This window comes from Aminobacter sp. BA135 (assembly GCF_050859125.1).
GTDB classification, from domain to species: Bacteria; Pseudomonadota; Alphaproteobacteria; order Rhizobiales; family Rhizobiaceae; genus Aminobacter; species Aminobacter ciceronei.
In genome coordinates this window covers 1,202,162-1,221,426 of sequence record NZ_CP139572.1, presented here as the reverse complement: position 1 = coordinate 1,221,426, position 19,265 = coordinate 1,202,162, and the positions used below count along the sequence as shown (strand labels likewise).

The window sequence follows — 19,265 nt, the reverse complement described above, 5'->3', positions numbered from 1 at the left end:
AACGTGATTCTTCAACCCGTTGCGGCTTGCCGGACAGCGTTTTCCGCCGCCTCTGTTTTTTGTCGTCCAGGCCCTGGACTATCGCGAAACCTATCATTGGCTCAACGCAATGTCTTTGCCGATTCCGGTGATTTTGCGCGCCATGATCGAAGAATGTAGCGCCAAGATACGCAACAGCAACAGGTTCTTGCGTCTTGCCGATGGTCTCCTTCTCAAGAATGTCTAGACATATTGGCTGCCCCAGCTCCTCGCTATACGACTATTTGACTATGAACCCATGCGCGAACGGATCGCGATCGTCGATGAAGATGGTGTTCAATCCGGTCATCCGCGCCCATCCCCCGATCGAGGGAATGATCGCCTTCTTGCCGGCCACTTCGATCTCGCGTTCGACCCGCCCCTTGAACAGCGAACCGATGATTGATTCGTGCACGAAATCGTCGCCCGCCTTGATCTTGCCCTTGCCGTGAAGCTGCGCCATGCGCGCCGAGGTGCCGGTGCCGCAAGGCGAGCGATCGATGGCCTTGTCGCCATAGAAGACGGCGTTGCGGGCATGCGCTTCGGCATGCTTCGGCTCACCGGTCCACAGCATGTGCGACAGCCGGTTGATGCCGGGATTCTCGGGATGCACGAATTGATACTTCTCATTCAGCCGCTGACGGACCACCGGGCTCCAGGCGATGAGATCGCCGGCGCTGTGGTCGGCCATGTCGCGGTAGTTTTCCTGCGGCTCGACGATGGCGTAGAAATTGCCACCATAGGCGACATCGACCCTGATCTCGCCGAGGCCGGGGCAGTCGACGGAAAGCCCTTCGGCATAGAGGAACGAAGGCACATTGGTGATGCGCACCTCCTCGACATAGTCGCCGACCTGCCTGTATTCGGCAATGACGAGGCCGGCCGGCGTGTCGAGGCGCAGCGTGCCCGGCGTCTTCGGTTTGATCAGCCCGTGCTCGATCGCCATCGTCACCGTGCCGATCGTGCCATGGCCGCACATCGGCAGGCAGCCCGAGGTCTCGATGAACAGGATGGCGACATCGCAGTCGTCACGCGTCGGCGGATAGAGGATCGAGCCCGACATCACGTCATGGCCGCGCGGCTCGAACATCAGCCCGGTACGGATCCAGTCGTATTCGGCAAGGAAATGCGCCCGACGTTCCATCATCGTCGCGCCTTCGAGGCGGGGGCCGCCGCCCGCCACCAGCCGCACCGGATTGCCGCAAGTGTGGCCGTCGATGCAGAAAAAGGAATGGCGTGCCATGATCATACCTTGCGTCAGAAACGTTGTGCGGAAAAGAGGGTGAGATCGATCGCCGACTTTTGACCCAGCATGCGCTCACACACCAGCCGGCCGGTGGCCGCCGCCTGGGTGAGGCCAAGGTGACCATGGCCGAAAGCGTAGTGGACGCCGGCTTGGCTGCGCGAGCCGCCAATGACCGGCAGCGAATCGGGCAGCGACGGGCGGAAGCCCATCCATTCGCGCCCGCCCGAAGTATCGAGACCCGGCAGGAACTTGCGCGCCTTCTCCAGCATCGCCTTCGAACGCGCATAGTTCGGCGCCCGCGAGATGCCGCCCAGCTCGACCGCGCCGCCGACGCGCAGGCCGGTGGCAAGCGGCGTGATGACGAAGCCATGGCCGGAGAAGATCAGCTGTCGCTTGACGTCGAAAGCACTGGTGGGGAGCGTCGTGTTGTAGCCGCGCTCGGTTTCGAGCGGGATGACGTCGCCGAGCTGACGGGCGAGCAGATGCGACCAGGCTCCGGCGGCGATCAGCACCTGGCGGGCGAACAGCGTGCGGCCTTGCTTGAGCTGGATCAGGATGCGGTCACCAGCTGGCCGGACAAGCCCGACATCGCCCTTGACGAAGGAAGCGCCGCTGGCCTCGGCATGACGCCAGATCGCCTTGCCGAGATCCTTCGGGTCGGACACCGTCTTCCAGCCGGGCACGAAGGTGCCACGCGTGAAGCGGTCGGCCAGCCCGGGCTGATAGTTTGCGAGTTCGTGCTTTTCGAGATGCCGGTAGGCGATGCCGAAGCGGTCACGCGCCGCCCAGCTCGGCAATGCCGCCTTGAATTCCGCCTCACGCTCGTAGAGCTCAAGCGAACCGTCCTCGCGCAGCATCGAGCCGGTGCCCGAGCGCGCCATCAGCGACGCCCACTCCTGCTCGGCGAGCTTCATCAGCCCGGCCTGCGCGGCAAGGCTCGCCTCATAGTTGGCGGGTGCCCCGGCACGCCAGAAGCGGAAGAGCCATGGCGCAAGCTTGGGCAGGTAGGCAGGTGGAATGGTCAGCGGGCCAAGCGGGTCGGCCAGCCATTTCGGTACGTTGCGCATCATGCCCTTGTGCGCAAGCGGCAGCACATCGGAGAACGCAAACGCCCCGGCATTGCCGGAGCTGGTTTCCTCGCAGACGCCGGTGCGGTCAAAGACCGTCACCTTGCGCCCGGCCTCGGCGAGATAGGCAGCCGCCACGATGCCGACGATGCCGGCGCCGATGATGGCAATGTCGATCTCGTCGACCGCTGCACTCATGCCGTGCTCCCCTCCGAGCCCCTGCCCTTACCAGATCAGAACGAAGGCAGCTTGGGGCGGACTTCCAGGGCGTCCTTGATGATCTTCTCGACCGCGTTGCGGCGCTCGCCCGACAATGGCTTGCGCGGCATACGCACACGATCGTTGGAGCCGATCGCCAGCACCTCGGCAAGCTTGATGTTCTGGACCAGATAGGTCGAGACGTCGAGGTCGAGCAGCGGGCGGAACCAGCGGTAGATGGCGAGCGCCTCTTCGCGCCGGCCCTGCTTCATCAGCTGGTAGATGGCGACAGTCTCGCGCGGGAAGGCGACGACGAGGCCTGCAACCCAACCGATTGCACCGACCGAAAGAGCCTCGAAGGCGAGGTTGTCGACGCCGGTGAACAGGTCGTAGCGGTTGCCCAGGCGGTTGATGATCTCGGTCGAGCGGCGGATGTCGTCGGACGATTCCTTGACCGCGACGAAGCGCGTGTCGGACGCCAGTTCCTCCATCTGGTCGACGGTGACGTCGACGCGGTAGGCGAGGCGGTTGGAGTAGATCATGACCGGCAGGTCGCCGGCCTCGGCCACGGCGCGAAGGGCCGCCACCGTCTCTTCCGGGTTGGTGTGGTAGATCGGGCTCGGCACCACCATCAGGCCGGACGCGCCTTCCCTGGAGGCGCGCTTGGCGATGGCCGCCGCCTCGCGGGTGCCGGCCTCGTTGACCGTCAGCAGCACCGGCTTGCCGGCGGCGACCTTCTGGGCGGTCTTCAGCACCTCGATCTTTTCGTCATGCGAGAGCATCGGGCCCTCGCCGAGCGAGCCGGCGACGATCAGGCCGTCACATCCGGCCTCCATCTGCAGCGCGAAGCAGCGCTCCATTTCGGCATGATCGAGGCGCTCGTCCGCCGTGAATTTGGTGGTGACTGCTGGGATGACTCCGGCCCACATGGCGCTTTCTCCATCTGATATATCAGTGATATATGACGAGGCGACCAACATTGTCAATCGGCAATCGCATCTGATATATCAAAAATATATCATTGTGCTTTCAAGAGATTCGGTCATGCAAGCTGAGAAACTGGAACCGGCTGCGACACGAGCCTACCACGAGCTCGAACGGCTCATCGTCACCCTCGAACTCGCCCCTGGGACCATTGCCACCGAAGGCTCTCTGATCGACAGGCTTGGCCTTGGCCGCACGCCGGTGCGCGAGGCGATCCAGCGCCTGGCCTGGGAAGGACTGGTCGAGATCAGGCCGCGCGCCGGCTTGGCGATTGCGCCGCTGCACCCCGGCGACTGGCTGCGCGTGCTCGACGCGCGCCGCGGCATCGAGATCGTGCTTGCTCGTTCGGCGGCGCGCTTCGTCACCCGCGATGCCGCCAACCAGTTCCATGCCGCAGCCCTTGCGATGCAGAAAGCAGTGATCGCGGCCGACGTGCTCGGCTTCCTCGCGGCCGACAAGGCGCTCGACGAGGCCCTCGCCCTTGCCGCCGACAACGATTTCGCCGCCCGCCTCGCGGCACCTCTGCAGACCCACAGCCGGCGTTTCTGGTTCCGCTATCAGCGTGACACCGGCCTCGCCGCGTCCGCCGAACACCATGTCGCGCTGATCCGCTCGATCCTGGAGCACGACGAGGAAAGTGCAGCGCAGGAAGCCGAGCGGCTGATGGCGATGCTGCGCGCCCACGCCGAGGCGGCAGCGACGCGGTAAGGCCGCATGATCGATCAATGTCTCGGTTCGGCTTCCCTGACCTCGTCAACGGCGCTCTCCCAGCCGTCGCCGGCGGCGAGCACACAGCTGCGGCCTCTGACATCCGACAACAGCACGGTCCAGGTGCCATCGTCGGAGATGTAGATTTCGACGATTGCCGCGTCGCTGGCGACGCCGTAACCAAGGCGCCGCTCGTGAAAACTGTCCGTCAGGCCGGCCACGATCGCGTCATGGTCGCTGCAGAACAGCTCTGCAACTGCCGGGGTGGCCGGCAGCATCAGCGCCAGGCCGAAAGCCGCCAGCCCGCTTGTGTGGAATGCGGGCGCGAGTGTCATTCGACACCTCCTTGCCGCCGCATCTGTGCGGGAAGGTAACGGCCCATAGTAACACGAAAGCCAGTGGAAGCCCCGGAAGCATTGGGCCTTCCGTCATTCCGTCCAGGCCCTCGCACCCGGGGCATATTGCTGTACACCGCCGCAACAAGCGGCGGCACATCAGCCCTGCCGGGGATCACACAATGGCAGCTTTGCGATGGCGTCGTCCGTCAGCAGTTTTCTCAGGTTTACCGACGACACCAGGAAGTACTGTTCGTCCGCCTGGCTGCGCATGAAAATCTCTGCCGCGAGCGCGCCGGGGTTGATGGCACCGTCGCGGCATCCACCCTTGATCGTCACGGATATGCTTCCCTTGCCGTCCTTCCGGCCGGTCGCCTTGAAAGCGCGCGCCTTGGCCTGTGCGGCGGCGAGCCGGGCCAGGTCCGCTTGCGCGACGCGAGCGACCTGGATCCTTTCGAAGGAAGGGCTGGCCGACACGCCCGGCGCATTGTCGCCTGATACGATTTCGAGCGGCAAGGCCTCGTTTACCGGTCCATAAGGTGCCGGCGCCTCCATCGCGAAATGCAGCACGACATCGCCGGTGCGCAGCTTGAGCGGAACAGGCATGATGGCTGCGACGCTCATCTGCTCCGGCGCGATCTCTAGAGGATCAAGGGCTGCGAGCCTGGTCAGCGCCATCGGATTGAGCGAAGCGCAGGCAGACAGCGTCAACAGCGAGGCCAGCCCTGCAATCGAACGTCCACGCACCGACATAATGCCTCCATATGGTTGTTTGACAGCACTGACTTATTGTTTTACGTTAATTTTTGCAAACAGAATTTGAAGAGGCCGAAATGGAGACTGCCCGCGAGCGCGCCCGATTGCTGAGCCGGCGCATGGAAAAGCTCATCCTCGTGCTGATGGCTATTCTCGGCCTGTTCGTCCTCTACGGGCTGGTACTGGCCTGGTCCGACCCGACCTGGATCGGCACGTTCGTGATTGAAAGGCTGGCACTTCCGAGGCCGGCGCAGCTCTCGACCTCGACGATGCTGTTGCTGGCAGCGGCATTTCTCGCACAGGCCGGATTGCTCGGATGGGCGCTGCAGACGCTGCGGGCGGCGTTCCGCGAGATCAGCCTGCATGACATCGTCGGCGCTGAAAGCGCGCGCCTGATGCGCCTGTCAGGCGTGGCTTTTCTGACCAACGCGATCGCCATGGCGTTGGCCCCGCCGCTGGTCTCGCTCATCGTCAGCCTCGACATGCCGGCCGGCCAGCGGTTTCTGGCGATCAGCTTCGGCACGCACGAACTGCTGGCCCTGATCCTGTCGGGCATACTGATCGTCTTTGGCCACCTCCTTGCGGTGGCCGCCGAAGTCGACGACGACAACAAGCGGTTCGTCTGACATGCCGGTCATCGTCAATCTCGACGTCATGCTGGCGCGCCGCAAGATGCGTTCCAAGGAACTCGCCGCCAAGATCGGCATCACTGAGCAGAACCTGTCGCTGCTGAAGTCCGGCAAGGTGCGCGGTGTCAGGTTTTCGACGCTCGCCCGCATCTGCGCCGAGCTCAAGTGCCAGCCGGGCGACCTGCTGGAGTACCAGCCGGGACCGGAAGAAGAGGACGAAACGTAAAACGGGCGCCCAACGGGCGCCCGTTCAGACTGCTGACAAACCCCTGGCGAGAGTTGGGGGTTTGTGATTCAGTGTGTGATGTTGAAGCGAGCTGGCCCTGAACAAACCGCACTTGAGATCGTCACGCTTGATCAACTGGTTCCAGTTGATCACCTTCTGCGCAAGATCGATGGTGTTATCGATTTCTCGTTCATCCACGATCTGACAGCGCCGCTTTACTGCGCCGACAATGGTCGCCCGCCACTCGATCCGACCTTGATGTTCAAGGCGCTGTTCATCGGCTACCTGTTCGGGGTGCGCTCGGAGCGGCAATTGGTGCGAGAGATCGAGGTCAATGTCGCCTACCGGTGGTTCCTGCGGCTGAAGCTGACGGACAAGGTGTTCGACGCCTCGACATTGTCGCAGAACCGCCGCCGGCGCTACCAGGACGAGACGATCGCGCAGGCGATCTTCGACCGCATTGTCGAGCAGGCGATCGGGGCAGGCTTGGTCGACGGCACGGTGCTCTACACCGACAGCACGCACCTGAAGGCCAATGCCAACAAGGGCAAGTACGACCTTGCCATGGTCGCCAAGTCGCGTGCCGACTACTGGGGCGAACTCGACCGGGCGATCGATGCCGAACGGGCGCTGCACGGCCAGAAGGCGCTGAAGGAGCAGGAGCGGCAGCCTGCGGTGAAAGAGACGAAGGTCTCGCGCACCGATCCTGAGGCAGGCTATATGGTGCGCGAGGGCAAGCCGAAGGGCTTCTTTTATCTCGATCACCGCACGGTGGATGGCGGCTTCGGCATCATCACCGACACGTTTGCCACGCCGGCCAACGTGCATGACTCGATCGTCTATCTCGACCGGCTCGACCGCCAGGTGGAGCGTTTCGGCTTCGACGTCACGGCGGCGGGGCTGGATGCCGGCTATGCCACGCCAGGCATCGCCAAGGGCCTGGAGGACAGGAACATCCAGGGTGTCGTCGGCTATCGCAACCCGCCCCGGCCAAAGCCTGGCAAGATGAGGAAGGGCGCTTTCGTCCATGAGCCGGACCTTGACGGCTATCGTTGCCCGCAGGGCCAGTTGCTCACTTACGCCACCACCGATCGCGGCGGTTATCGCCACTACAAGAGCGACCCGACGATCTGCCGCAACTGTCCGCTGCTGGCGTCTTGCACATCAAACGCCAAGGCCGAGCGCACCATCACGCGCCATGTCTGGCAGGATGTCCGCGAGCGGGTCGATGCCAACCGCTTAACCGCATGGGGCAAGGCGATCTATCGACGCCGCAAGGAGACGGTCGAGCGATCCTTCGCCGATGCCAAGCAGCTCTTCGGCCATCGCTATGCACGCTTCCGAGGGCGAACACGCGTCGCCTGCCAGTGCCTGATCGCAGCCGCCGCCCAAAACATGAAAAAGATCGCAATCAGCCTCTGGCCAAAGCCAAAACCAAGCCTCGCATGAGGCCAAAGCGGGCTCGCAACGGCCCTGGCATCTGCTCCCCGACATCAAGCCAAAAGCTCAATCAACCCACAAAACAAAACCCCGCCGAAATTCGACGGGGTTCGTCAGCAGTCTGAACGGGCGCCCAACGGGCGCCCGTTCATTTTCTAGCTAGAAACGATCAGTTCATCGTCGGGATGATGAACTCCACGCCGTCGGGCTTAGTTCATCGTCGGAATGACGAACTCCGCACCGTCCTTGACGCCCGACGGCCAGCGCGAGGTCACCGTCTTGGTCTTGGTGTAGAAGCGGAACGCATCCGGACCGTGCTGATTGAGGTCACCGAAGGACGAAGCCTTCCAGCCGCCGAAGGTGTAGTAGGCGATCGGAACCGGGATCGGCACGTTGATACCGACCATGCCGACCTGGACACGCGAAGCGAAATCGCGGGCGGCGTCGCCATCGCGGGTGAAGATCGCCACGCCGTTGCCCATCTCGTGGTCGTTGGCCAGCTTGATGGCGTTCTCGTAGGTCGGCGCGCGCACCACCGAGAGAACCGGGCCGAAGATCTCTTCCTTATAGATGCGCATGTCGGCGGTCACATGGTCGAACAGACAGCCGCCCATATAGAAGCCGTTCTCGTAGCCCTGCATCTTGAAGCCGCGGCCGTCGACGACGAGCTTGGCGCCTTCCTTGACGCCGATGTCGACGTAACCCTTGATGCGCTCCAGCGCCTCACGGGTGACGACCGGGCCGAAGTCGGCGGATGAGTCGGTCGACGGGCCGACCTTCAGGCTCTCGACGCGCGGGACCAGCTTTTCCATCAGCCGTTCGGCGGTGTCGTGGCCGACGGGAACGGCCACCGAGATCGCCATGCAGCGCTCGCCGGCCGAGCCGTAGCCGGCGCCGATCAGCGCGTCGACGGTCTGGTCCATGTCGGCGTCGGGCATGATGATCATGTGGTTCTTGGCGCCGCCGAAGCACTGCACGCGCTTGCCGTTGGCGCAGCCCCGGCTGTAGATGTACTGGGCGATCGGCGTCGAGCCGACGAAGCCGACGGCCTTGATGTCAGAATCGTCGAGGATCGCGTCGACAACCGTCTTGTCGCCGTTGACGACGTTGAGGATGCCTGCCGGAAGGCCGGCTTCGAGGAACAGTTCGGCGATGCGCAGCGGCACGCCCGGGTCGCGCTCTGACGGCTTCAGGATGAAGGCGTTGCCGCAGGCAATCGCCGGCGCGATCTTCCACAGCGGGATCATCGCCGGGAAGTTGAACGGGGTGATGCCGGCGACGACGCCGAGCGCCTGGCGCATCGAGTAGACGTCGATGCCGGGGCCGGCGCCGTCGGTGAACTCGCCCTTCATCATGTGTGGAGCGCCAATGCAGACTTCGACAACTTCAAGGCCGCGCTGGATGTCACCCTTGGCGTCGGCAATGGTCTTGCCATGCTCGCGCGCCAGAAGCTCGGCCAGCGAGTCGTATTCCTTGTGCACCAGCTCCAGGAACTTCATCAGCACGCGGACGCGGCGCTGCGGATTGGTGGCCGCCCAGGCAGGCTGTGCTGCCTTGGCATTCTCGACAGCGGCGCGCAGTTCCTGCGCCGAGGCAAGTGCCACCGTGGCGCGTACCGAACCGTCCATCGGCTGCAGCACGTCCTGCTTGCGCCCGCTGGTGCCGGCGACATGCTTGCCGCCGATGAAATGACCGTAGTCGACCATTGCTTCTCTCCCAATTCTTTGTTGATGGCGCATTGTCCCGCTTAACGCGCGCCTTTGCAACGCGAGGGTGAACGCAACCGTTGTGCAGAAAATAAAGTCCGACGGGAGCTTGAATGCGATTTCATGCATAGTAGGCTGCACGGATCGTAGCCCTTCGCCTGAGGTCCGAACCACCGATGAACTGGGATGACGTCCGCATCTTCCTCGCCGTAGCGCGCACCGGCCAGATCCTCGGTGCGGCACGGCGGCTCGAGCTCAACCACGCAACCGTATCTCGGCGCGTGGCAGCCCTCGAAGAGGCGCTGAAGACAAAACTCTTCCGCCGGCTGACCACCGGCAGCGAACTGACGCCCGCCGGCGAGCGCTTCCTCGAAGTCGCCGAGCGCATGGAAGCCGACATGCTGACTGCCCGCGCCGAAATTTCGGGCGAAGGCGACGAAGTGTCGGGCACGGTGCGCATCGGCGCGCCTGACGGATTCGGCGTTGCCTTCCTGGCGCAACGCCTGGGTACGCTGACCGCCCAGCACGCCGACCTGCGCATCCAGCTCGTTCCGGTCCCAAGGACATTTTCACTGTCGCGGCGTGAGGCAGATATCGCCATCACCACCGAGCGGCCGAGCGAAGGCCGACTGGTGGCGGCAAAGCTTGTCGACTATTCGCTCGGCCTGTTTGCTTCCCGCGCCTATGTCGAACAATACGGCCTCCCCACCTCGCGTCCCGAGCTTTCGGCCCACCGCCTGATCGGCTACGTGCCCGACCTCGTGGTCAGCTCATCGCTCGACTACGCCGCCGAGTTCAGCCCGTCATGGGAGTCCGCCTTCTCGATTTCGTCCGCGCTCGGGCAGGTCGAGGCGGTGCGCTCAGGCGCTGGCATCGGCATACTGCACACCTTCATTGCCCGCAGGATTGTCGACATCGTGCCGGCAACGGCGATCCCGCCGATCCGCCGCGCCTACTGGCTTGTCTATCACGAGTCCGTCCGGCCATTGCGCCGCATCCAGACGGTGGCGGGCTTCATCACCAAAGCTGTGGAACGCGAGCGGGCGCTGTTCATCTGAACAGCCTTCCGACAAGCTCACACATCCGCTAACATCGGTGCTCCAACCGAGGAAACCGATTTGCTGCCCCGTCCCTACGCAGAATTGCTGCGCAAGGCCCGGCGCGCCACGAGGCGCGCCGATGAGGCCGAAGATCTGTTGCAGACGGTTCTAGTCGCGGCGGTCGAGGCGGGGCGCACCGACCTGTCGAATGTCGAGAACCGGCGCTGACTTGAAGGCGCATTGCGACGCCGCGCCGCCTTCGACGCGCGTTCGGCAGTTCGGCGCAGAAAACGAGAACAACCTTTCGCAGCCATCAGCTGTGAGCCAAAGCCCCATGAAGCCTCGCCGACCAGGTTCGTCGCGACCTTGCCCCCTGGCTTGCGCACGACGACGCTGCTGGCGCTGACAGGCCATACGCGGCAGGAAATCGCCTGGCCGCAGCGCCTCGCCGATCCTGCATTGCGGCAGCGCATCGCAGAAATACGGCGGCGCTGGTTAGCCTATGGCGGTGGCTCCTTTGGGGAAATTCCGGGCCTGACCGGCACTCTTGCCTTCGGCAGCATCAGGCGTTCCCTGCTCGCTTTGGCCAGGCAACCGGGCGCCCTGCTCGCCAGCCACGACCCCGACGGGCACCTTTTTGTCATCGGCACCTCACAAAACCCGGCGGCACAGCAACTCAACCGGCGTGCAACCGACATCACGGAGTGACCATATGTTCGGCAAAAGCAAACTCGGCAATATCTGCGACTACGTCTCGAACATCGACAAGACCGAAGCCTTCTATCGCGATGTCATAGGTCTCGAGGTCCAGCGCATGGAAGGCGACGCCGACACCGGCGGCGACTGGCTGCTCGCCAATACCGCCAATGGCGTCGACCTGATCTTCTTTGCGATGGAGTCCCGGCCCGGCAACTCTCCGATCATCGTCTTCGAGATCGCCGACGGCGGCATCGATGACATCGTGTCGACGCTGGCCGACAATGGCGTGACCATCGTCACCCCGGTGAGCCACGCGCCGGGCGGATGGTCATCCGAATTCACCGATCCCGACGGCCACGTCATCTCGATGTACCAATCGGCGGAGGCGCCGCGCACGCTGAAGAAGGTGGCCTGACGTCAGGCCCAAAAGCGCTCAGGGCCAAGGCCGCTGATATCGATCTCCGGCTCACGGCCGGAGATCATGTCGGCGAGGATTTTCGCCGAACCGCAGGCCATGGTCCAGCCTAGCATGCCGTGGCCGGTGTTGATGTAGAGGTTCGGCAGCTTGGTCCGTCCCAAAACCGGCGGACCGTCAGGCGTCATCGAGCGCAAGCCGCACCAAAAGCGCCCTTCGCGCAGATCGCCGGCATCCGGAAACAGCTCGCTTAGCGCACGCTCGAGCGGCATCCGACGCTGCTCGTGCAGGGTCAGATCGAAGCCCGACATCTCCACGGTGCCACCGATGCGGATGCGGTCGCCAAGCCGTGTGACCGCGACCGTGCCGGCAACATCGATAACACTCGAGGCAGGCGCTGCATCGACGTCGGCGATCGGCACCGTCAGCGAATAGCCCTTCAGCGGATAGAGCGGCAGGCGCTGGTGCAGCTTGCGCATGAAGCGTTCGGAATAGCTGCCCGCCGCCAGAACGAACGCGTCGGCATCCTCATGGCCGTTGACCGTGACGTGCTGAACTTTCCCGGCCCAGGCATCTATCGAAAAGACCTTCTGCCCGAACTTGAACACCACACCGCGCGCGGCGCACAACTCGACCAGGCGCTCGGTGAACAAGCTGCAGTCACCGGTCTCGTCGTCAGGCAGGCGCAGGCCGCCAGATAAGCTGTGGCGCGAGCGAACAAGACCGGGCTCCACTTCAACGCATCCCGCCGCATCGAGAATTTCGTACGGCACCTCGAGCCTGTCGAGCACGGCGACATCCGCAGCGATGCCGTCGAGTTGTTCCTGGGTGCGAAACAGTTGCAGCGTGCCATGACTGAGCTCGTCATAGGCGATGCCGGTGCCTTCGCGCAGCACCCGCAACATGTCGCGGCTGTATTCGGCGAGCGGCACCATCAGCGACTTCTTCGCCTGGTAGCGCTCGGCCGTGCAGTTGCGCAGCACCCGGGCCAGCCACATCCACATCTTGGGGTCGAATTTCGGCCGGAAGGAAAAGGGACTATCCTTCATGGCGAGCCATTTCAGCGCCTTGAGCGGCAAGCCGGGTGCTGCCAGAGGCGAGGCACAGCCGGAGGCAATCTCGCCCGAATTGGCATAGCTGGCTTCTTGCGCCGGCCCCTTCTGGCGGTCGTAGACGACCACCTCGTGGCCGGCCTCGGCAAGATAATAGGCAGTCGTCACCCCGATGACGCCGCCGCCGACGACTATGACCTTCATTGCGCCCCCAGATACAGGCTCCGATATATCAGGTCGATTTCGGAGCGTGCATATTCCCGATTTGCGGCTGCTTCGAGCACTCTCCGAAGCGCTGCAGACGGCGCCGGTCAGGCCGCAGACGGGCCCGGATCATCGCCATTTGTCGAGATGTGCCGGATTTTTCCCGGCACGCCAAGAGCTTGCGGCCCATCGGCGCTGAACACCAGCACTGGAAAGCGGCGTTCAGATGGGGCGGGACGAAGGTCCGGCGTCGCGATGCCCGGCCGCGCCGCCTCGGGCTGGTAGTGAATCTCGTCGACGCAGATGGTCTCGGTTGCACCGCGGCCGCAGTCGATCGATATCGACTGGCCCTTGCGCAGGCCGAGCAGGGCAAGCCCGCGCGGCACGGTGATCGGGATGATCTGCCCGACCATGCCGTCCATCGGCCCATGCGCCACGATCCGGGTATGCGGTGCGCCACCATCGACGCTGAAGGTGACGCGGCTGTTCAGCGTCACCACGTCGGCGTCGGCCTCATTCGAAAACACGACCTGGGCCGAAGCGAGCTTCCGGCGCAACAGCGCCACCAGCGGACCGCCTGACCAGGCGAGGCGGTCGAGCATCGTCTTGACGATGGCAAAATCCTTGGTCGTCAGCTGACATTTGGACATGGCTTGTCTCCGCAAGCACCGGGTGTTGCCCGGCATGCAGCGCCAGGCGTCAAGGTGGACGCGCAGGCGGGATTTCAGGAGTGGGCTGGCCGGAGCGCGCCGTCAGTTGGCGTCCGCACGGGGCGCTTCGACGGTCACGATCTCCAGTTCGAGACGGCGCCCGTCGCGCGAGGTCCAGGCAACTGACTGACCTTCGCGAAGACCGATCAGCGCTGCACCCACCGGTGTCAGGATCGAGACCTTGCCTTCGGCGATGTCGGCCTTGCCGGGATAGACCAGCGCCACCGTCTTGACCTCGCCGTCACCGCCGCGGAACGTCACGGTCGAGCCCATGCGCACGACATTGGCCGGGATGCGGCTGAGCGGCTTGATCTTGGCGCGCTCCATTTCGGCGAGCAGCTCCTCGGCGATTCCAGGTAGGCGTTCGAGGCTGGATTCGGCGAGGCCGGTCAGCCTGGCATGGTCGTTTTCGCTCACCACGATCTCATGTTCGCGGCGCTGCTTGATGTTCTGGCGCAATGGATACTCCACGGATTCTCGTCCGGCCGTGGCGGAAACGCTCACGACCGGTCCGTCCGCGCAAAAGCGGACGTGCCCAAATGTTCAGACCGTTCCGCCCAGCGGCCCGGTTTTCATGATTTCATGCATTGAAAAGTGCCCCGCAGGCTCGGACGTCGCATAGCGACCGAGCCGGGGCTAGGATCCCGCGATGGGGCAGACCCGGAACAAGGCAAAGCTGCCAATATGAGCGTAAGTGCACATGGCCGGAGGGTCGCCGACCCCGCCCTGCTTGTCAAGGGCGGCCGGCCAGATGCTATCCGGCCAAGTATTATCCGGCCGAGTATTATCCGGCCAGGTGCCTAAACGCCGCCACGACCTCGTCATAGACCTTGCGCTTGAACGGCACGATCAGCTCCGGCAGCTCGAACATCGACTTCCACGCCCAGCGGTCGAATTCGGCCGAATGGCCGCCCGGCGGCGGGTTGATTGCGATCTCGCTTTCCTCGCCCTCGAAGCGGAAGGCGAACCATTTCTGCGTCTGGCCGCGATATTTGCCCTTGAGGGCGATGCCGAGCAGATGCGGCGGCAGGTCGTAGTTGATCCAGTCGGGCGCCTCTGCGAGCAGGCTGACGCTGCGCATGCCGGTCTCTTCGTAAAGCTCGCGGAGCGCGGCCGGATACGGATCTTCACCCTTGTCGATGCCGCCTTGCGGCATCTGCCACAACTGGTCGGTATCAGACAGTTCGCCGTCCGGCTCGGCGATGCGGTGGCCGGCCCAGACCATCCCCCTCGCATTCAGCACCATGATGCCGACGCAAGGACGGTAGGGCAGATATTCGGGCGCTTTCAGGGTCTTCGACATCAAGTCCTATCCTCGTTCGGGGTCGCTCGCGACAGCCGAGATCGGCACGATCTCGATGCCGCGCTTGCGTGCCTCGCTTGCCCACGAGGCCACGGCGTCGACCGTGACGTCGAACGCATTGCCGGTGCCGATGGCAAAGCCCTTGGCGCGCGCCGTCCGCTCCAGCTCGTCGAGCTTGTCGAGGATCGCGCCGCGATCCTGAACGCCGTCGATGATGGCATCACCAGCAGCAAACGGCACGCCGTTCTTCAACGCTGTCTCAGGTGCCAGGCTTCGTGCCGATGTGCCGTCGTCGACATAACCGATGCCACGCTTGCCGAGCTCGGCCATCATCACGCCCATTGCCTCGGGGTTCGTCGAGAAGCGCGCCCCCATGTAGTTCATCACGGCAGTGTAGTTTGTCGTCCGCGACAGCGTCCAGCGCAGGTTCTTGAGGATCTCGTCGGCACCGGCCTCGACGGTCAGCGTGTTGCGACCGGGATTGACGTTGGGAAAATCGAACGGCTCGAGCGGCACCTGCATGATGATCTCGTGGCCCTCGCGCCGCGCCGCCTGCATCCATCGGCCAAGGCTGTTGCCCTGCGGCGCGAAACCGAGCGTGATCTCCGGCGGCAGCTTGCCGATCGCCGTCTGCGTTCCGGTCTGCGACAGTCCGAGCCCGCCGATCACGATCGCCACCCGCGCGCCACGCGCACCGGACCAGGCCCGGGCATAGACGTCGAACGGACGGCGCCCGTCGGCGGCGCGGATCGGCAACGGCCCGGCGGGGCTGTCCTCGATCAGTGCCTTCTCCGGCAAATGGGCGACGCGCACATTCTGCCCGACGGCAGAGGGATCGCGGACGACGACGGCGCCACCCTCGCTCTCTGGCGGGTTGACGCGGATGATCTGCGGGCCGCCGCTGCTCGGCGTCTGTGCCGGCTTCGGATTGGCCACGGGTTGTGCGGGCGCCGCGGCAACCACCTCGGGCGTAACCACCGCAACGACTTCAGGCGTGCGATAAGGCTTCTGGCGAAAGGCGATCGACGCCGACGCCGCCACCAATGCCACGACGCACAGGCCGGCAAGCAGCGGCCCCTTGCGCAGCCAGGCAGAGCGCTTGCCAGTCGGACGGCGCGGCGCCTGTCCGAGCGGACGGTCGATTTCCTTTTCGATCTGCACCACGCCGTGCCCTGTGGCCGAAGCCAGCCTCCCCGAATCAAACTGCCGGAACCTTGCGGTCCCGGCAGCATGGCATTGTCACGTAAAGCAGGCCAGCGCTTCGCCGGTCGCCCCTTACTGCTGGTTCATCACGGCCTTGTCGGGATTGGGCGGGAAGGCCGGATCGGTCTTCTGTCCACGCAACAGCTCCAATGCGTAATTGAGCTGCAGGTCGTCCTTCGGCTCCGGCGGCACATAGGCTGCCGAGCCCGAACCCTTGTCGCTTTCCTCGGCCCCCTTGATGTGGCCCTTGAGTTCGGACTCGCCACGGGTCACGTCGCGGCCCTGCAGATCTGCCGGCAGCGGCTGGTCGACCTTGATGTCGGGCGTGATGCCCTTGCCCTGGATCGACTTGCCTGACGGCGTGTAATAAAGCGCCGTCGTCAGCCTGAGCGCGCCGTTCTCGGCCAGCGGGATGATGGTCTGCACCGAACCCTTGCCGAAGGACTGCGTGCCCACCACGGTGGCGCGGCGCAGATCCTGCAACGCGCCAGCCACGATTTCCGAAGCACTCGCCGAACCGCCATTGATCAGGACGATCAGCGGCTTGCCGTCGATGTCGTCGCCGGGACGCGAGTCGAAGCGGGTGATGTCCTTCGGATCGCGGCCGCGGGTCGAAACGATCTCGCCGCGGTCGAGGAAGGTGTCGGAAACGCTGACCGCTTGGTCGAGCAGGCCGCCCGGGTTGAGGCGCAGGTCGAGCACGTAACCCTTCAACTTGTCCGCCGGGACCTGCTTCTTGATCGTGGTGATCGCGTTTTGCAGGTCGTCGAAGGTCTTTTCGGTGAAGGAGGTGACCTTCAGGTAGCCGACATCATTGTCGACGCGGAACTTGACCGCCTTGACCTTGATGACGTCCCGCATGATCGACAGCTCGATCGGCTTGTCGGCGCCTTCGCGCAGGATCGTCAGCTTGATCGGGGTGTTGATCAGGCCGCGCATCTTTTCGACGGCGTCGTTCAGCGTCAGGCCGCGAACTTCCTCACCATCGATCTTGGAAATGTAATCGCCGGCCAGCACGCCTGCCTTGGCGGCGGGCGTGTCGTCGATCGGGGTGATGACCTTGACCAGCTCGTTCTCCATCGTCACCTCGATGCCGAGGCCGCCGAATTCGCCCTTGGTCTGGACACGCATGTCCTTGGCCGCTTCAGCGTTGAGATATGACGAATGCGGATCGAGCGAGGTCAGCATGCCGTTGATGGCGTTCTCGATCAGCGACTTTTCGTCCGGCGGGGTCACATACTGACCGCGCACGCGTTCGAAGATGTCGCCGAAGATGGCGAGCTGGCGGTAGGTTTCGGAACCCGCCGCATTCGCTGTCGAGCCGGGCGCACCGTACACCAGGCTCATCGCGGAGCCTCCCATCAGCGCCCCGGCAAGCAGAAGCGACAGTTTACGCATCATTTCATGTCCTTCCAGAGGTGCGGTCCGCCCACCACGGGGTCGGATCGACGGGTTTTCCATCCTTGCGGAACTCGACATAGAGTTCCGGCGTCGCATTTGCATTGTCCGAGGCTGAGGTGCTCGCCACCCTCGCCTCTCCCATCGCACCGATCGGCTCGCCTGCTAGTACGGACTGACCCGGCGCGACGCTGATTCTGCTCATCCCCGCCAAGACGACATGATAACCGTCGCCGGCGTTGAGGATCAAGAGTTGACCATAGGAGCGGAAAGGCCCCGCATAAAGAACGCTTCCATCCGCCGGAGCGGTGACGATGGCGCCCGATTGTGTCGCAACCATGTCCCCAAGCATGGTGCCGCCGATGCCATCGTCGGCGCCGAAGCGGCGTTTGATCCGCCCGGCGACCGGTAGCGCCACCTGCCCCTGGAGCAAGGAAAATGGAGCGGAAGCAACAAGTTGGTTGGCTTCCGGCACCACCGGAACGACCGGTTCGTTTGCTGCCTTGGCTGCCTCCGCGGCAGCCTTTCGAGAGGCCTCTGCGTCGGCGGCCTTCTTCGCCGCCTGCTTGTCGAGCGAGGCGATCAAATCTTTGAGACTTTCGGCTCGCGCTGCGAGTTCGACTGAATTTTTCGTCTCTTCGGCAAGCGCTGTCTCGGATTCTGAGCGCAGCCGGGTCTTGGCTTCGAGCAGCAGGTCGAGTCGCGCCTTTTCGCCGGCCTGCGCCGTCATCGCGGTTGTCAGGCGGTCACGTTCCGCCTCGATCGAGGCGACAACCCGTGACAGCTCCTTGAGGTCGGCCATCAGAATCTCGGTCTCAGAGCGCAGCTCGGGCACCACGGCGCCGAGAAGGATGGCGCTGCGGATCGACGACAGCGCGTCTTCCGGCTTGACCAGGATCGCCGGCGGCGGATTGAGGCCCATGCGCTGCAACGCGCCAAGCACCTCCGCCAGCACGCCGCGGCGCATGTTGAGCGAGGTGCGGATGCCCGCCTCCTGCTCTTTCAGCCCTTCGACCTTGCCGGCGATATCTTCGATGTCCTGGGCGAGCTTGCGCTCAGTCTTTGCCGACTGGATCAGCGCCGCGGTGATCGAGGCGTGATCCTTCTTCACCTGGGCAATCTCGGCCGCCAGTTTTTCGCGCCGCTCGGCTGAAACCTCGATGACGCGCGACAGGTTCTCGAGTTCGGACCGCGTACGGTCTGGGTCCGGCAAGGGCGGGCCAACCTGGGCCAATGCGGCTCCGCAGGCGAGCGCGATCCAGCCTGCCGCGACGATGCCGCGGCATGGTTGGAGCCACGCCTTCACTGGGGAATTCCGCGCCATGCGATGATCCGATTGTATGCTTGCGACCTTAGCGGCGGCATCGTTAACGAACCATCAACCATGTTCATCGGGCACGACCGCGGGCGGACTTTTGCCCAGCCATTTTGTCAAATTCCGGACGCTGCCATTATTTTCCTGTTCGAATTTGTAGAGTGGACGCGATACGCCTTGTCGGAGAACCCACATGACAAGACTAAAGAGGTTCCTCTCACTGGCATGTATCTGCTCGGCACTTATCGCAGCGACGGATGCGTTGACCATCGAGAGCCGCGCCATAGGCGACGTATATTCGCTCTACGAATACTTGTCTGGTCAGGACCTTACCGGGGCAGCCCAAGAAAAGCTCGCAACCTTGGCGTGCCGGAAAAGGACGACGACGCCTTTGTACTTCGGCACCAGCGTTTTCAGCTGCAATATGCAGACCTTGTGCGGCAAGCCAACCGAGCACGTGGTCTACTATTCCCGAACCAGAGGCGCATACATGGTGCCGGATCCATTTGCTGAACGGTTCGCCAGATCCTGCCCGGAAATGCTGACTGACAAGGCGCTTGCCGACATGTCAGCCCAGCTTGATCAGGGTGGCTAGACCGCTACATCAGCCTAT

22 protein-coding genes are annotated in these 19,265 nt (G+C 63.8%); 9 read left to right on the top strand and 13 right to left on the bottom strand.

What is annotated here, in order from left to right; all coding sequences use genetic code 11:
* Positions 1 to 259: 259 nt before the first annotated feature.
* Genes SLT36_RS05965 through SLT36_RS05955 form a run of 3 tightly spaced genes read right to left on the bottom strand, consistent with a single transcriptional unit; the run spans position 260 to position 3,458 of the window.
* Entirely contained in the window at positions 260 to 1,261 is a 1,002-nt protein-coding gene (locus tag SLT36_RS05965) for a 4-hydroxyproline epimerase (protein ID WP_432286300.1), read from the bottom strand.
* Between the two features lie 14 nt (positions 1,262 to 1,275).
* Positions 1,276 to 2,529: an NAD(P)/FAD-dependent oxidoreductase gene (locus SLT36_RS05960; RefSeq protein WP_432286299.1), complete on the bottom strand. Its 1,254-nt coding sequence runs from the start codon at positions 2,527 to 2,529 to the stop codon at positions 1,276 to 1,278.
* Between the two features lie 35 nt (positions 2,530 to 2,564).
* Positions 2,565 to 3,458: a dihydrodipicolinate synthase family protein gene (locus SLT36_RS05955; protein ID WP_432286298.1), complete on the bottom strand. Its 894-nt coding sequence runs from the start codon at positions 3,456 to 3,458 to the stop codon at positions 2,565 to 2,567.
* A gap of 115 nt (positions 3,459 to 3,573) precedes the next feature.
* On the opposite strand from SLT36_RS05955, the gene SLT36_RS05950 reads away from it, so the two are divergent.
* Positions 3,574 to 4,221 carry a GntR family transcriptional regulator gene (locus tag SLT36_RS05950; RefSeq protein ID WP_432286297.1) on the top strand — a complete coding sequence of 216 codons (648 nt, stop codon included), beginning with the start codon at positions 3,574 to 3,576 and terminating at the stop codon, positions 4,219 to 4,221.
* A gap of 14 nt (positions 4,222 to 4,235) precedes the next feature.
* Here the strand turns inward: SLT36_RS05950 and SLT36_RS05945 are convergent, their stop codons facing one another.
* Together SLT36_RS05945 and SLT36_RS05940 are read right to left on the bottom strand one after the other, a co-directional pair.
* The gene (locus SLT36_RS05945; RefSeq protein WP_432286296.1) at positions 4,236 to 4,556 is read right to left on the bottom strand and encodes a hypothetical protein; all 321 of its coding nucleotides are present in this window, start codon (positions 4,554 to 4,556) and stop codon (positions 4,236 to 4,238) included.
* Between the two features lie 159 nt (positions 4,557 to 4,715).
* The gene (locus tag SLT36_RS05940; RefSeq protein WP_432286295.1) at positions 4,716 to 5,309 is read right to left on the bottom strand and encodes a hypothetical protein; all 594 of its coding nucleotides are present in this window, start codon (positions 5,307 to 5,309) and stop codon (positions 4,716 to 4,718) included.
* Between the two features lie 80 nt (positions 5,310 to 5,389).
* On the opposite strand from SLT36_RS05940, the gene SLT36_RS05935 reads away from it, so the two are divergent.
* The 3 genes from SLT36_RS05935 to SLT36_RS05925 all read left to right on the top strand — a co-directional run bounded on the left by SLT36_RS05935 (position 5,390) and on the right by SLT36_RS05925 (position 7,616).
* Positions 5,390 to 5,938: a hypothetical protein gene (locus SLT36_RS05935; RefSeq protein ID WP_432286294.1), complete on the top strand. Its 549-nt coding sequence runs from the start codon at positions 5,390 to 5,392 to the stop codon at positions 5,936 to 5,938.
* 1 nt (position 5,939) lies between these two features.
* Complete coding sequence (locus SLT36_RS05930; RefSeq protein WP_432286293.1) at positions 5,940 to 6,167, top strand: helix-turn-helix domain-containing protein; 228 nt, start codon at positions 5,940 to 5,942, stop codon at positions 6,165 to 6,167.
* A gap of 78 nt (positions 6,168 to 6,245) precedes the next feature.
* Positions 6,246 to 7,616: an IS1182 family transposase gene (locus SLT36_RS05925; protein WP_432283660.1), complete on the top strand. Its 1,371-nt coding sequence runs from the start codon at positions 6,246 to 6,248 to the stop codon at positions 7,614 to 7,616.
* 200 nt (positions 7,617 to 7,816) lie between these two features.
* Here SLT36_RS05925 and SLT36_RS05920 read toward each other — a convergent pair whose 3' ends face one another.
* Positions 7,817 to 9,313 carry a CoA-acylating methylmalonate-semialdehyde dehydrogenase gene (locus SLT36_RS05920; protein ID WP_432286292.1) on the bottom strand — a complete coding sequence of 499 codons (1,497 nt, stop codon included), beginning with the start codon at positions 9,311 to 9,313 and terminating at the stop codon, positions 7,817 to 7,819.
* 176 nt (positions 9,314 to 9,489) lie between these two features.
* On the opposite strand from SLT36_RS05920, the gene SLT36_RS05915 reads away from it, so the two are divergent.
* Genes SLT36_RS05915 through SLT36_RS05900 form a run of 4 tightly spaced genes read left to right on the top strand, consistent with a single transcriptional unit; the run spans position 9,490 to position 11,467 of the window.
* On the top strand, positions 9,490 to 10,371 hold the full coding sequence (locus tag SLT36_RS05915; protein WP_432286291.1) for a LysR family transcriptional regulator: 882 nt from the start codon (positions 9,490 to 9,492) through the stop codon (positions 10,369 to 10,371).
* A 60-nt stretch (positions 10,372 to 10,431) separates the two neighbouring features.
* Positions 10,432 to 10,581, top strand: a complete 150-nt coding sequence (locus tag SLT36_RS05910; protein ID WP_432286290.1) for a hypothetical protein — start codon at positions 10,432 to 10,434, stop codon at positions 10,579 to 10,581.
* Between the two features lie 12 nt (positions 10,582 to 10,593).
* The gene (locus SLT36_RS05905) at positions 10,594 to 11,061 is read left to right on the top strand and encodes a transcriptional regulator (protein ID WP_432286289.1); all 468 of its coding nucleotides are present in this window, start codon (positions 10,594 to 10,596) and stop codon (positions 11,059 to 11,061) included.
* Between the two features lie 4 nt (positions 11,062 to 11,065).
* Entirely contained in the window at positions 11,066 to 11,467 is a 402-nt protein-coding gene (locus SLT36_RS05900; RefSeq protein WP_432286288.1) for a VOC family protein, read from the top strand.
* Positions 11,468 to 11,469: 2 nt separating this feature from the next.
* Here SLT36_RS05900 and SLT36_RS05895 read toward each other — a convergent pair whose 3' ends face one another.
* The 7 genes from SLT36_RS05895 to SLT36_RS05865 form a co-directional block, all read right to left on the bottom strand.
* Positions 11,470 to 12,723 carry a D-amino acid dehydrogenase gene (locus tag SLT36_RS05895; RefSeq protein ID WP_432286287.1) on the bottom strand — a complete coding sequence of 418 codons (1,254 nt, stop codon included), beginning with the start codon at positions 12,721 to 12,723 and terminating at the stop codon, positions 11,470 to 11,472.
* 107 nt (positions 12,724 to 12,830) lie between these two features.
* Positions 12,831 to 13,373 (bottom strand): nucleoside-diphosphate kinase, encoded by a 543-nt coding sequence (locus SLT36_RS05890; RefSeq protein ID WP_432286286.1) that lies wholly within the window; start codon positions 13,371 to 13,373, stop codon positions 12,831 to 12,833.
* Positions 13,374 to 13,475: 102 nt separating this feature from the next.
* Positions 13,476 to 13,892, bottom strand: a complete 417-nt coding sequence (rnk, locus tag SLT36_RS05885; RefSeq protein WP_432286285.1) for a nucleoside diphosphate kinase regulator — start codon at positions 13,890 to 13,892, stop codon at positions 13,476 to 13,478.
* Positions 13,893 to 14,217: 325 nt separating this feature from the next.
* On the bottom strand, positions 14,218 to 14,736 hold the full coding sequence (locus tag SLT36_RS05880) for an RNA pyrophosphohydrolase (protein ID WP_432286284.1): 519 nt from the start codon (positions 14,734 to 14,736) through the stop codon (positions 14,218 to 14,220).
* 6 nt (positions 14,737 to 14,742) lie between these two features.
* The gene (locus SLT36_RS05875) at positions 14,743 to 15,900 is read right to left on the bottom strand and encodes a divergent polysaccharide deacetylase family protein (protein ID WP_432286283.1); all 1,158 of its coding nucleotides are present in this window, start codon (positions 15,898 to 15,900) and stop codon (positions 14,743 to 14,745) included.
* A gap of 111 nt (positions 15,901 to 16,011) precedes the next feature.
* The gene (locus SLT36_RS05870) at positions 16,012 to 17,340 is read right to left on the bottom strand and encodes a S41 family peptidase (protein ID WP_067956602.1); all 1,329 of its coding nucleotides are present in this window, start codon (positions 17,338 to 17,340) and stop codon (positions 16,012 to 16,014) included.
* Position 17,341: 1 nt separating this feature from the next.
* Entirely contained in the window at positions 17,342 to 18,661 is a 1,320-nt protein-coding gene (locus SLT36_RS05865) for a murein hydrolase activator EnvC family protein (RefSeq protein WP_432286282.1), read from the bottom strand.
* Between the two features lie 184 nt (positions 18,662 to 18,845).
* On the opposite strand from SLT36_RS05865, the gene SLT36_RS05860 reads away from it, so the two are divergent.
* On the top strand, positions 18,846 to 19,247 hold the full coding sequence (locus SLT36_RS05860; protein WP_432286281.1) for a hypothetical protein: 402 nt from the start codon (positions 18,846 to 18,848) through the stop codon (positions 19,245 to 19,247).
* The last annotated feature ends 18 nt before the right edge of the window (positions 19,248 to 19,265 follow it).